Below are 12,375 nucleotides of genomic sequence, written 5' to 3' on the forward strand. Positions count from 1 at the left end.
GCCCGACGGCGGCGCCTCAGTCTGGAACGTTCGTGCACAGATCGCGGTAGGCGGCCGGTGTCAGGCCATAGGCGCGGCGGAACCAGCGGCCGAGATGGCTCTGGTCGGCGAACCCCACCTCCGCCGCCACCAGGGCCGGCGCCTCGCCCTCGGCCAGCCGGCGCCGGGCGGTGCGCAGGCGCAGCCGGACCAGATAGGCATGCGGCGACAGGCCGAAGGCGGCGCGGAAGGCGCGGTTCAGCCGGAACCGGTCGACGCCGGCCGCGGCGGACAACTCGTCCAGCCCGACATCCTCGGCCATCCGGGCATGCAGCAGGTCGCGCACCACGGCGGCGGCGCGGTCGGGACGCAGCGCCCGGCGCTCCTCAGGCGGTGCCAAATGGCCGGCCAGCCTCGCCGCCAGCCGGTCCAGCGACAGGTCGCGGGCCAGCCGCCCCTCGCGCTGGTGCAGGGCCAGGAAGGCGGAGCGGATCGTCGCCGCGAGGCCGGGATCGTCGGCCAGCGTGTCGCGGAAGCCCAGCGGCAGGCCGGCTCCCTGCGGCGTCAGGCTGCGCAGCGCCTCGCTGCGGGCGGTCAGCAGCGGCACCGGCAGGTAGAGCATGGCGTAGGTGAAGCCATCCTCCCCCGGGCTGTGGCCGTCATGGGCCTCGCCGGGTTCGATCAGGATGACGCGGCCGGGAACGCTGGTGTGCAGCCGCCGCCGGCAGCGGAACGCCTGCACCCCCTGCTCGGTGACGCCGACCAGCAGCTCGTCATGGTCGTGCAGGTCATAGGCATGGCCGCGGAAATGGGCGCGGATGGTCTCGATGCCGGTCTCCGCATCGCGGCGCACCGCCACCCAGTTGTCCTGTCCGCCGGCGCTTCCTGCGTTGTGGTGCGATCCCATTCCATTCCCCGAGGGGTGAAGGGGCGGGGACAGCGTTGGCCGCCTCCCGCCCTTTTCCCCAGTCTCCACCGCCGTGGACGGTCAGCCGAACCGATTGGCGATCACCGCGTAGGCGGCGCGCAGGCCCAGCGCCTCGCCACCCTCCGGACGGCCGGGGCGGGCCGAGCCGTTCCAGGCATAGGTGTCCAGATGCGCCCAGGGCGTTTCCTTCGACACGAATTCCTGAAGGAACAGCCCGGCGGTGATGGCGCCGGCAAAGCCGTTGGCGGTGACGTTGTTGATGTCGGCCACCTTGCTGTCCAGCCCCTTGCGGTAGGGCGCCCACAGCGGCAGCCGCCACATCGGGTCGTCGATTGCGGTCCCGGCCTCGGCCAGGTCGTTGGCCAGCGCGTCGTTGTTCGACATCAGCGCCGGCAGGTCCGGGCCGAGCGCCACGCGGGCCGCACCGGTCAGGGTGGCGAAGTCGATCAGCAGCTCCGGCTTCTCCGAATCCGCCTCGGCCAGCGCATCGCACAGGATCAGGCGGCCTTCGGCGTCGGTGTTGCCGACCTCGATGGTCAGGCCCTTGCGGGTCTTCAGCACGTCCTGCGGCTTGAAGCTGTCGCCGGCGACGACATTCTCCACCGCCGGCACCAGCACGCGCAGCCGCACCGGCAGCCCGGCCATCATGATCATCCGCCCGAGCGCCAGCGCATGGGCGGCACCGCCCATGTCCTTCTTCATGATCAGCATGGCCGAGGACGGCTTCAGGTCCAGCCCGCCGGTGTCGAAGCAGACGCCCTTGCCGACGATGGTCACCTTCGGGTGCTCCGGGTTGCCCCAGCGCAAATCGACCAGCCGCGGCGCCCGCGGGCTGGCGCGGCCGACGGCATGGATGGCCGGATAGTCGCGGTCGAGCAGATCCTGGCCGACGATGACCTCCACCGCCGCGTCGAATTCCGCCGCCAGATCCTGCGCCGCCTGGGCCAGCTCGGCCGGACCCATGTCGCAGGCCGGGGTGTTGACCAGATCGCGCACGAGCCAAGTGGCGGTCGCCGCCCGCTCCACCTCGCCGCGGTCGGCCTCCGCCGGCCAGACCAGGGCGGCGAAGCCCTTTTCCGGCGGCTTCTTGTAGCGGCTGAAGCGGTAGCTGCCGAGCGCCCAGCCCAGCGCCGCCCGCGTCGCCGCCCGCGCGTCCAGCGCCGTGTCGATCCGGTAGGAACCGGCCGGCAGCGCGGCGGGCAGGCCGGCGAAGGCCCACAGATCGTCGACCGCCGACACGCCGGCCAGCACGCGGGCGACGGCGCCGTCCGGCCCGGGCAGGAAGACCGTCGATCCGGCCTCGCCGGTGAAGCCCACGGCCTTGACCCAGGAGGCTGTGGCCGGCGACTGCGCCGCCAGCCAGTCGGCCAGCCCGGCCTTGGTCACGGGGGTGAGGGCGACGGTGTCGGGACCGTCGACGGCAAGCAGGGTGGCGAGCAAGACGGGGGGTTCCTTTTTACGAGATCACGTCACGCATCCGATGCGGATGCCCATCCCCCAAGGATGGCGCGCCTGGAGCCGGGTGGAAAGGGGTGGCGTGAAACGCTTTGCGAGGAGCAGTTTCCGTCGATCTGCATGGGCGTCGGGTGTCCGGTTCGTCGACCCGGTTCACCAACAGCGACGTTCACGGTATAAGACCCCGTGATCATCAACCGGCGTTGCCGTCCATGATTGTGCTCGACATCGCCACGGTGCTGTTTCTGTACCAGTCGTCACTTCTGGTGGGGGCGGCCGTCTTTCTGCTCGCGCGGTGGCGGGACGTTCCCGCATCGGGGTTCGGCATGCTGGCGGCGGCGTTTTCCCTGGTGGGGATCGGCGGCGTCCTGGCCGGCTTCGGCGAGCAGGCCATGCTGCCGAAGACCGTCTGGACCCTGGGCAGCCTGCTGCTCGGTGTGGTTGGGCATGGGCTGCTGGCGCTGGGGATCGAACGCCTGCGGTCCGGGCGCCTGCCGCGGGGGTGGCGCCTGCTGGCGCTCTATCCGGTTTCGGTCTGGATCGTCGCCTGGGCGACCGGCTTCCACCTGGATAACACGCTTCGCGCCATCGTTTTCCATCTGAATGCGGCGCTTTGCCTGCTGCTGGCGGCGCGGATCGTGACGCGGCTCCGGCGGGTCGAGCCGTTGCCGTCCTGCCGGCCGCTGGCGGCCGTGCTGGCACTCAGCGGGGTGTCGTTCCTGCTGGGGGCCGTGGCCATTCTCTTCGTCGCGGATTTCGTGCCCTGGCTGGCCTGGGAGTTCTTCATCCAGATCCTGGGCAATTTCGCCGTCTCGATCCTGATCTACAGCGTCGCGACCGACCGGGCGGAGCGCAAGCTGAGCCTGATGGCGGAACTGGACAGCCTGACCGGGGTCGGCAACCGGCGCTGGCTGGAACGGATGGTGCCGGACCACCTGCGTCCGGGCGACACCGTCTTCTGCATCGACCTCGACCATTTCAAGCGGATCAACGACAGGTTCGGCCATGCCGCCGGCGACACCGTGCTGGTCGCCGTGGCGGCGACGTTGCGCAATCTGAAGCGCCCCGACGATGTGCTGGCGCGGATGGGCGGGGAGGAGTTTCTGCTGTTCCTGCCGGAATTGCGGGCATCCGACGCGCTGCCGGTCGCCGAGCGGATCCGCGAGGCCATCCAGGCGATCCCATTCCAGCATCAGGGAAGCGCGCTGGGGGTGACGGCCAGCATCGGCGTCGCCCAGGTCGCCCGGCTGGGGGAACGCTGGCCGGACCTCGTCCATGCCGCGGACATGGCGCTCTACGACGCCAAGCGCGACGGCCGCAACCGCGTCGCGCACGCGCCACGGGTTCCCCAGGACCTCGTGCCGGCGTAAGAAGGGGGGCGGTTGCGTGAAGGCGCAATCCGTCGCTCCAACTGTTCCCACCGTATTTCTCCCGCGCGAAAGGTGCCGTCCGATGTCCGATCCGACCCTGGTGATTGGGAACAAGGCCTATTCGTCCTGGTCGCTGCGCCCCTGGCTGGCCCTCAGGCAGGCCGGGGTCGCCTTTGCCGAGACGGTGATTGTCCTGCGCCAGCCGGACACCGCCGCGCGCATCGCCGAACAGTCGCCGTCGGGCCGCGTGCCCGCCCTGATCCATGACGGGCTGACCGTCTGGGATTCGCTGGCGATCTGCGAGTATGTGGCGGAGTTGGCGCCGCAGGCCGGGCTGTGGCCGGCGGACCGGGCGGCGCGGGCGGTGGCGCGCTCGGTGTCGGCGGAGATGCATTCCGGCTTCGTCTCGCTGCGCACCACCATGTCGATGGACCTCAAGCGCGACCGCAAGGGCCAGGGCATGACCGAGGCGACCGCCGCCGACATCGCCCGGATCGAGGCGCTGTGGGAAGATGCCCGCACCCGCTTCGGCGGCCCGGCCGGCGGGCCCTTCCTGTTCGGCGCCTTCACCATCGCCGACGCCATGTTCGCCCCGGTGGTGACGCGGCTGGAGACCTATGGCGTCGCGGTGTCGCCGGTGTCGCGCGCCTATATGGACGCCGTGCTGGCGCTGCCGGCGATGCGGGAGTGGACCGCGGCTGCCAAGGACGAGCCGTGGGACCTGCAACCGTGAGCGTCACCATCCGCATCGCGCGGCCGGAGGACGCCCCGGCGGTGAACTCGGTGCTGTCGGCCTGCTACCCGACCCTGATGCCGGCCGGCTATCCGCCCGAAGTGATGGACCGGGTGCTGCCCATCATCACCCGCTCGAATCCGGCGCTGCTGGGCGCCGGCACCTATTATCTGGCGGAGGCCGCGGATGGCACGCCGGCGGGTTGCGGCGGCTGGAGCTTCGACTGGCCGGGCGAGCCGGCGCGTCCACAGCAAGCCGGGCTGGCCCATGTCCGGCACTTCGCCACCCATCCCGGCTGGCTGCGCCGCGGCGTCGGACGGGCGCTGCTCGACCGCTGCTTCGCCGATGCCGCCGGGGCGGGCGCATCGCGGATGATGTGCTACGCCAGTCTGGTGGCGGAGGAGTTCTATGCCTCCGCCGGCTTCGTGGCGACCGGTCGGAATTCGATGGAGTTCCCACCCGGAAACCGCTTCGACAGCATCGTGATGGAGCGAGATCTGTAGCCTGTTCCGACCCGCTGAAACGGAAAACGGCGCGCCGTCCTGCCGGATGGCGCGCCGTTTCCGCATCCGCCCGCCGCCCCGCCGGTGAGGGCGGGGCAGGGGGGGTGTCGTCACTCCGCCGGGATGGCGCGCGGCAGGGTCACCGGCACGGCCAGACGGTGCAGCATCTCCTTCGGAACCACCTGCCAGAAGTGGCCGAGTTCACGCTGCCAGTCGTTGAGGATCTCGGCGGCGAAACGGCTCTGCGTCTCGGCGACGTGCTCCTCGATCAGCGCGCGGAGCTGGGCCTCGTAATGGGGCACCTCGATCCGCTGGAAGATGACGCTCTCCTCGTTGATGAAGAGCGGCAGCGAGTCCTCCGGGTCGTAGATGTAGGCCATGCCCCCGGTCATGCCGGCGCCGAAATTGTCGCCGACCTTGCCGAGGATCACCGCCGTGCCGCCGGTCATGTACTCGCAGCCGTTGGAGCCGCAGCCCTCCACCACCACGGTGGCGCCGGAGTTGCGCACCGCGAACCGCTCGCCGGCCTGGCCGGCGGCGAACAGCTTGCCGGCGGTGGCGCCGTACAGCACCGTGTTGCCGATGATGGTGTTCTTGTTCGACTCCAGCGGGCTGCTGGTCGCCGGACGGACGACGATGGTGCCGCCCGACAGGCCCTTGCCGACATAGTCGTTGGCGTCGCCCATCACCTCCAGCTTGATGCCCTGGACCGCGAAGGCGCCCAAGGACTGGCCGGCGGTGCCGCGCAGACGGACGGTGATGTGGCCGGGCTGCAGCCCGAACATGCCGAACTTCCGCGTCACCATCGAGGACAGCCGCGTGCCGATGGCGCGCTGCGTGTTGCGGGCGTTGTAGGCGAGCTGCATCTTCTCGCCTTCCTCGAACAGCGGGCGGGCATCGGCGACGATGCGGGCGTCCAGCGTGTCCGGCACCTCGTTGCGGCCCTGGAGCGTGCAGTAGCGCGCGTTCTCGCCGGGATCGACCTGGGCCAGCAGCGGGTTGAGGTCGAGATCGTCGAGGTGGGCGCCGCCGCGGCTGACCTGATGCAGCAGGTCGGTGCGGCCGATCACCTCGGTCAGCGACCGGAAGCCCAGCTTGGCCAGGATCTCGCGGACCTCTTCGGCCAGGAAGGTGAAGAGGTTGACGACCTTCTCCGGCGAGCCGACGAACTTCTCGCGCAGCTTCTCGTCCTGGACGCAGACACCGACCGGGCAGGTGTTGGAATGGCACTGCCGGACCATGATGCAGCCCATGGCGATCAGGCTGGCGGTGCCGATGCCGAACTCTTCCGCACCCAGCATGGCGGCGATGACGATGTCGCGGCCGGTCTTCAGGCCGCCGTCGGTGCGCAGCCGCACGCGGTGGCGCAGCTTGTTCAGCGTCAGGACCTGATGCACCTCCGACAGGCCCATCTCCCAGGGCAGGCCGGCGAACTTGATCGAGGTCTGAGGGCTAGCGCCGGTGCCGCCGGAGTTGCCGGAGATCAGGATGATGTCGGCGTTGGCCTTGGCCACGCCGGCGGCGATGGTGCCGATGCCCGACCGGCTGACCAGCTTCACCGTGACCTTGGCGTCCGGGTTGATCTGCTTCAGGTCATAGATGAGCTGCGCCAGATCCTCGATCGAGTAGATGTCGTGGTGCGGCGGCGGGCTGATCAGCATGACGCCCGGCGTCGAGTGACGCAGCCGCGCGATCATCTCCGTCACCTTGAAGCCGGGCAGCTGGCCGCCCTCGCCGGGCTTGGCGCCCTGGGCGACCTTGATCTCCAGCTCGCGGCACTGGTTCAGGTACTCGGCGGTGACGCCGAAGCGGCCCGACGCCACCTGCTTGATGGCGGAGTTCCAGTTGTCGCCGTTCTTGTCCGGACGGAAGCGCGCCGGATCCTCGCCGCCCTCGCCCGAGTCGGACTTGGCGCCGATGCGGTTCATCGCGACGTTCAGCGTGCCGTGCGCCTCGGGCGACAGCGCGCCCATCGACATGCCCGGCGTGATGAAGCGCTTGCGGATCGAGGTGATGCTCTCCACCTCGTCCACCGGAACGGCAGCCTTGGTGGTGCGGAACTCCAAGAGGTCGCGCAGCTGCATCGGCGGCCGCTTGTTTACCTGCTCGGAATACTTCTTGAAGGTGGTGTAGCTGTCGTTGGTGACGGCCTGCTGCAGGGTGTGGATGATCCCACCCTCCCAGCCATGGCGGTCGCCCGACTTGCGGAAGCGGTAGAAGCCGCCGACCGGCAGCGGCAGCGCCTCGCCGGCATAGGCCAGCGCGTGCTGCTCCAGCACCTTCTTCTGGATGCCGTTCAGGCCGATGCCGGAGATGCGGCTGACCATCGCCGGGAAATGCTCGGCGACCAGGGCGCGGCTGAGGCCGATGGCCTCGAAGTTGCCGCCGCCGCGGTAGCTGCTGATGACCGAGATGCCCATCTTGGACATGATCTTCAGCAGGCCGTCGTCGATGGCCTTCTTGTAGTTCGTCATCGCCTTCTCCAGCGACAGCGAGCCGAGCAGGCCGCGGCGCTGGCGCTCGGCCACCGCTTCCTGCGCCAGATAGGCGTTGACGGTGGTGGCGCCGACGCCGATCAGCACCGCGAAGTAATGGGTGTCCAGGCACTCCGCCGTGCGCAGGTTCAGCGAGGTGAAGGTGCGCAGGTTGGAGCGGATCAGGTGGGTGTGGACCGCGCCGGTCGCCAGGATCGCCGGGATGGCGGCGCGGGCCGGGCCCATCGCCTCGTCGGTCAGGGTGACGTGGTTGGCGCCGCCGCGCACGGCGTCCTCCGCCTCCTGGCGGATGCGGCGCAGGGCGTCGCGCAGGGCGTCGGGGCCGCCGTCCACCGGGAAGGTGGCGTCGATCACCGCCGCGGTGTCGGCCATATAGTCCCGCATGGCGTGGAATTCGGCGGTGGTCAGCACCGGGCTGTCGAGTTGCAGCAACCGGGTCTGGCTCTCATCCTCGTCCAGGATGTTGCCGAGATTGCCCAGACGCGTCTTCAGGCTCATCACCCGGCGTTCGCGCAGGCTGTCGATGGGCGGATTGGTGACCTGGGAGAAGTTCTGGCGGAAGAAGTGGTGCAGGCCGCGGTACTTGTCGGACAGCACGGCGATGGGGCTGTCGTCGCCCATCGAGCCGATGGCCTCCTTGCCGTCCTCCGCCATCGGGTGGAGGATCAGCTCCATGTCTTCCATGGCGAGGCCGAAGGCCATCTGGCGACGGCGCAGCTCCTCCTTCTCCATGTTCGACGGCTCGCCCTTCAGCGCGGCGGTCTTGACCAGCTCGTCCAGATGGGTGGTGTTCCTGACCCACTGGCCCCACGGCTTCTGGCTGGCCAGATGGTCCTTCAACTCACGGTCGTTGAACAGCTTGCCGGCCTGGAGATCGACGGCGATCATCTCGCCAGGCCCGAGGCGGCCCTTCTCGACCACCTGGTTCTCCTCGATCTTGACCATGCCGGTCTCGGAGCCGCCGATGATCAGGCCGTCGGTGGTGATGGTGTAGCGCATCGGGCGCAGGCCGTTGCGGTCCATGCCGCCGACGACCCAGCGGCCGTCGGTCATGGCGAGCGCGGCCGGGCCGTCCCACGGCTCCATGACGGAGTTGCAGTAGGCGATCAGCGCCTTGTGGTTGTCCGGCGTGGTCTGCGAGCTGGTCAGCGCCTGCGGCACCAGCATCATCTTGACCATCGGCGCCGTGCGGCCGGCGCGGACCATCACCTCGAACACGCTGTCGAGCGCGCCCGAGTCCGACAGGCCGACGCCGATGACCGGCTTCAGGTCGCCCATGTTGGCGCCGAACACCGGATGCTCCATCCGGGTCTCGTGCGCCTTCATCCAGTTGACGTTGCCCTTCAGCGTGTTGATCTCGCCGTTGTGGGCGAGCATGCGGAAGGGCTGGGCCAGCGGCCAGGTCGGGAAGGTGTTGGTCGAATAGCGCTGGTGGTAGATGGCGAAGGACGACTCGAAGCGGTCGTCGGTCAGGTCCGGGTAGAAGGTGGACAGCTGTTCGGCCAGGAACATGCCCTTGTAGATGATCGAGCGCGCCGACAGCGAGCAGATGTAGAAGTCGTTGATGCGCTCGTTCTGCACCGCCTTCTCGATCCGGCGGCGGATGATGTAGAGGTCGAGTTCGAACTGCTCGTCCGACACGCCCTTGGCGTTGCCGATGATGATCTGCTCGATCTCGGGCCGGGTCGCGTTGGCCTTCTCGCCGATGATGTCGACGTTGATCGGCACCTGGCGCCAGCCGTAGATGTAGTAGCCGAAGGCCAGGATCTCGGTCTCGACGATGCAGCGGCAGGCTTCCTGGGCGTCCAGGCTGATGCGCGGCAGGAAGACCTGACCGACCGCCAGATTGTTCTCCGGCGGCAGGTGGCCGATGATCTTGACGTGGTCCTTGAAGAACTTCTGCGGCACCTGGACATGGATGCCGGCGCCGTCGCCGGTCTTGCCGTCGGCGTCCACCGCACCGCGGTGCCAGACCGCCTTCAGGGCTTCGATGCCTTTTTCGACCACCGAGCGGCGGGGCTTGCCGTCGATCGCGGCGATGAAGCCGACGCCGCAGGCGTCGTGCTCGTCGGCCGGATTGTAGGCGTGGGCAGTGGTCAGCGCCGCGGCGTTGGCGCGGAAATCAGCGACGAACTGCTCACCCTGGTTCAATTCGGTGGTCATGGAACGACCCTTTCACAGTCTGGACGTTGACCTGGGGGGCCGAAGGGAAGGCCCCCTGGGGTAGACGGTGTTCTGATAGCGGAAAGAAGGAGCGGCTTACTCGGCCGCGACGGCCAGCTTGGATGCGCCGACGGTCTGGGCGTAGGCGTGCATGGCGTCGGCGGCGTCACGGCCGTCGCGGATGGCCCACACCACCAGCGAGGCGCCGCGGACGATGTCGCCGGCGGCGAAGACGCCGTCCAGGCTGGTCATCTTGGTGCGGTGGTCGACCAGCAGCGTGCCCCAGCGGGTGACGGTCAGGTCGGGCGAGCCGAACATGCCCGGCAGATCCTCCGGCTCGAAGCCCAGCGCCTTGATGACGAGGTCGGCCGGCTCGGTGAAGTCGGAGCCCTCGATCACCTGCGGGGTCTGGCGGCCGGTGGCGTCGGCGACGCCCAGATGGATGCGGACGGCGCGGACGCCGGTCACCACGTCGTTGCCGGTGAAGGCTTCGGGAGCCGCCTGCCAGACGAACTCGACGCCCTCTTCCTCGGCATGCGCCACTTCGCGCTGCGAGCCCGGCATGTTCTTGCGGTCGCGGCGGTACAGGCACTTGACCGAGGTCGCACCCTGGCGGATCGCCGTGCGCACGCAGTCCATCGCGGTGTCGCCGCCGCCGAGCACCACCACCTTCTTGCCGGCGGCGTTCAGCGAGCCGTCCTCATAGGCCTCCATGGAGTCGCCGAGCCCGACCTTGTTGGAGGTGGTCAGGTATTCCAGCGCCGGGACGATGTTCTTCAGCCCCGAGCCGGGGGCCTGGATGTCGCGGGCCTTGTAGACGCCGGTGGCGATCAGGATGGTGACGTGGCGCTCGCGCAGCTCGGCCAGCGATGCGTCGCGGCCGACCTCGAAATTGGAGTGGAAGATGACGCCGGCGTCGGCCAGACGCTGGACCCGGCGGGCGACGACGTCCTTCTCCAGCTTGAAGCCGGGGATGCCGTAGACCAGCAGGCCGCCCATGCGGTCGTAGCGGTCGTAGACATGGACCTCGTAGCCCTTGGCGCGCAGTTCCTCGGCGGCGGCGAGGCCGGCCGGGCCGGCGCCGACCACGCCGACCGACAGGCCCAGCTCGCGGACGGGGGTGCGCGGCTTGACCCAGCCGTTTTCCCAGGCGGTGTCGTTGATGTACTTCTCGACCGAGCCGATGGTGACGGCGCCGTGGGTCGACTGCTCGATGACGCAGTTGCCCTCGCACAGCCGGTCCTGCGGGCAGATGCGGCCGCAGATTTCGGGGAAGTTGTTGGTGGCCTGGGAGACCTCGTAAGCCTCCTCCAGACGGCCCTCGGCGGTCAGCTTCAGCCAGTCCGGGATGTTGTTCGAGACCGGGCAGTGCACCTGGCAGAAGGGAACGCCGCACTGCGAGCAGCGGTTGGCCTGCTCGCCGGCGCGCTCGTTGCTGAAGCGGGCGTAGATCTCGGCGAAGTCCTGGCGGCGGTCGGCGGCAGACCGCTTGTCGGGCATCTTCTGCGCGGTGTGCACGAAGCCCAACATTTTCTGGTTCGCCATGACGTCTGCTCCTTGCTTCGCGGCCCCGCCCGCTGTCGCGGGGGCATCGCCTTGCTGGGCCTGACCGGGGGCTGCGGCTATGGCCTACACCGACCGGCTGGGTTGAAATCGAACGTCCGCGAAGTGGCGGACGCTCGTCATATAACGCATGCGCCCACCCCGCGGAAGCACAAAAACACCGATAGGTCCGGTTTGTTGACCTTTTCTTCCGCAAGGCTGTAATGCGTGGGCGTGGCGGTGGGGTGTCACAAAAACACGACAGAAAATTAGTCCCAATTCAGGACTATCGCCCGAATAGGGGTACCGACGCCACGCCATCGCCAACCCCGGCCGCCGCCTGCTATAAGCGCTGCAACATTCACCGTGCCGAAGGCTACGTGCCGCGATGATGATCGATCAATATCTGGACGCCACTCTCCTGGGGTTGATTGAGGGGCTGACCGAGTTCCTGCCTGTCTCCTCCACCGGCCACCTGATCATGCTGGACGAACTGCTGGGCTTCGAGGGCCCGCCCGGCAAGGTGTTCGAAGTGGTGATCCAGCTCGGTGCCATCCTGGCGATCTGCGTCGTCTATTTCCAGCGGCTGTGGCATGTCGCCACAGGGCTGAAGGACGATCCCGGCGCCCGGCGTTTCGTGATGGCGGTAATCATCGCCTTCCTGCCGGCGATGGTGCTGGGCGCCGGTCTGCACGGCATCATCAAGTCGGTGCTGTTCAACCCCACCGTGGTCAGCATCGCGCTGATCGTCGGCGGCATCGCCATCCTGCTGGTGGAGCGGCTGATCCCGGTCGCCCGCTACCACAAGATCGAGAATTTCTCCGCCCCGCTGGCGCTGAAGATCGGCTTCTGCCAGTGCCTGGCCCTGGTGCCGGGCGTGTCGCGCTCGGGCGCCAGCATCCTGGGCGCCCTGCTGATGGGTGTCGACCGCAAGGCGGCGGCCGAGTTCTCCTTCTTCCTCGCGGTGCCGACCATGGCCGGCGCCACCGTCTACGACCTCTACAAGAACTGGTCGGTGATGAGCCTGGACAGCGGCCTGCTGATCCTGGTCGGCTTCGTCACCGCCTTCATCGCAGCAGCATTGGTGGTGAAGACGCTGGTCGACTTCGTCGGCCGCTACGGCTTCACCCCGTTCGGCTGGTACCGCATCGCCGTCGGCACCGGCATGCTGGCGTTCCTTTATCTGTAATGGCCGCAGGCCCAGGGC

General features: G+C 68.7%; 8 protein-coding genes. 4 read left to right on the forward strand and 4 right to left on the reverse strand.

Annotation, left to right across the window (positions count from 1 at the left end):
* Positions 1 to 16: 16 nt before the first annotated feature.
* Positions 17 to 886 (reverse strand): AraC family transcriptional regulator, encoded by an 870-nt coding sequence (locus tag ABNQ39_RS12920; RefSeq protein ID WP_376957953.1) that lies wholly within the window; start codon positions 884 to 886, stop codon positions 17 to 19.
* Between the two features lie 81 nt (positions 887 to 967).
* Positions 968 to 2,347, reverse strand: coding sequence for a leucyl aminopeptidase family protein (locus ABNQ39_RS12925; protein WP_376957954.1), 1,380 nt, complete (start codon positions 2,345 to 2,347; stop codon positions 968 to 970).
* Between the two features lie 227 nt (positions 2,348 to 2,574).
* Here ABNQ39_RS12925 and ABNQ39_RS12930 point away from each other — a divergent pair, with 227 nt between their 5' ends.
* The 3 genes from ABNQ39_RS12930 to ABNQ39_RS12940 all read left to right on the forward strand — a co-directional run bounded on the left by ABNQ39_RS12930 (position 2,575) and on the right by ABNQ39_RS12940 (position 4,968).
* Entirely contained in the window at positions 2,575 to 3,732 is a 1,158-nt protein-coding gene (locus ABNQ39_RS12930) for a GGDEF domain-containing protein (RefSeq protein WP_376957955.1), read from the forward strand.
* 82 nt (positions 3,733 to 3,814) lie between these two features.
* Positions 3,815 to 4,465, forward strand: coding sequence for a glutathione S-transferase family protein (locus ABNQ39_RS12935; protein ID WP_376957956.1), 651 nt, complete (start codon positions 3,815 to 3,817; stop codon positions 4,463 to 4,465).
* Positions 4,462 to 4,968, forward strand: coding sequence for a GNAT family N-acetyltransferase (locus tag ABNQ39_RS12940; RefSeq protein ID WP_376957957.1), 507 nt, complete (start codon positions 4,462 to 4,464; stop codon positions 4,966 to 4,968). The genes ABNQ39_RS12935 and ABNQ39_RS12940 overlap by 4 nt, the downstream gene beginning before the upstream one ends.
* Before the next feature lie 110 nt (positions 4,969 to 5,078).
* Here ABNQ39_RS12940 and gltB read toward each other — a convergent pair whose 3' ends face one another.
* Positions 5,079 to 9,626 (reverse strand): glutamate synthase large subunit, encoded by a 4,548-nt coding sequence (gltB, locus tag ABNQ39_RS12945; RefSeq protein WP_376957958.1) that lies wholly within the window; start codon positions 9,624 to 9,626, stop codon positions 5,079 to 5,081.
* Positions 9,627 to 9,722: 96 nt separating this feature from the next.
* Positions 9,723 to 11,171: an NAD(P)-dependent oxidoreductase gene (locus ABNQ39_RS12950; protein ID WP_376957959.1), complete on the reverse strand. Its 1,449-nt coding sequence runs from the start codon at positions 11,169 to 11,171 to the stop codon at positions 9,723 to 9,725.
* 385 nt (positions 11,172 to 11,556) lie between these two features.
* Here ABNQ39_RS12950 and ABNQ39_RS12955 point away from each other — a divergent pair, with 385 nt between their 5' ends.
* Positions 11,557 to 12,357, forward strand: a complete 801-nt coding sequence (locus tag ABNQ39_RS12955; protein WP_376957960.1) for an undecaprenyl-diphosphate phosphatase — start codon at positions 11,557 to 11,559, stop codon at positions 12,355 to 12,357.
* The last annotated feature ends 18 nt before the right edge of the window (positions 12,358 to 12,375 follow it).

The sequence above is a fragment of the Azospirillum sp. A26 genome, from assembly GCF_042604635.1.
Taxonomy (GTDB): Bacteria; Pseudomonadota; Alphaproteobacteria; order Azospirillales; family Azospirillaceae; genus Azospirillum; species Azospirillum palustre.

Excerpts from the sequence above, each read along its gene's own strand:
- gltB (WP_376957958.1), bottom strand. The coding sequence starts at position 9,626 with ATGACCACCGAATTGAACCAGGGTGAGCAGTTCGTCGCTGATTTCCGC.
- ABNQ39_RS12950 (WP_376957959.1), bottom strand. The coding sequence starts at position 11,171 with ATGGCGAACCAGAAAATGTTGGGCTTCGTGCACACCGCGCAGAAGATG.
- ABNQ39_RS12930 (WP_376957955.1), top strand. The coding sequence starts at position 2,575 with ATGATTGTGCTCGACATCGCCACGGTGCTGTTTCTGTACCAGTCGTCA.
- ABNQ39_RS12955 (WP_376957960.1), top strand. The coding sequence starts at position 11,557 with ATGATGATCGATCAATATCTGGACGCCACTCTCCTGGGGTTGATTGAG.
- ABNQ39_RS12935 (WP_376957956.1), top strand. The coding sequence starts at position 3,815 with ATGTCCGATCCGACCCTGGTGATTGGGAACAAGGCCTATTCGTCCTGG.
- ABNQ39_RS12920 (WP_376957953.1), bottom strand. The coding sequence starts at position 886 with ATGGGATCGCACCACAACGCAGGAAGCGCCGGCGGACAGGACAACTGG.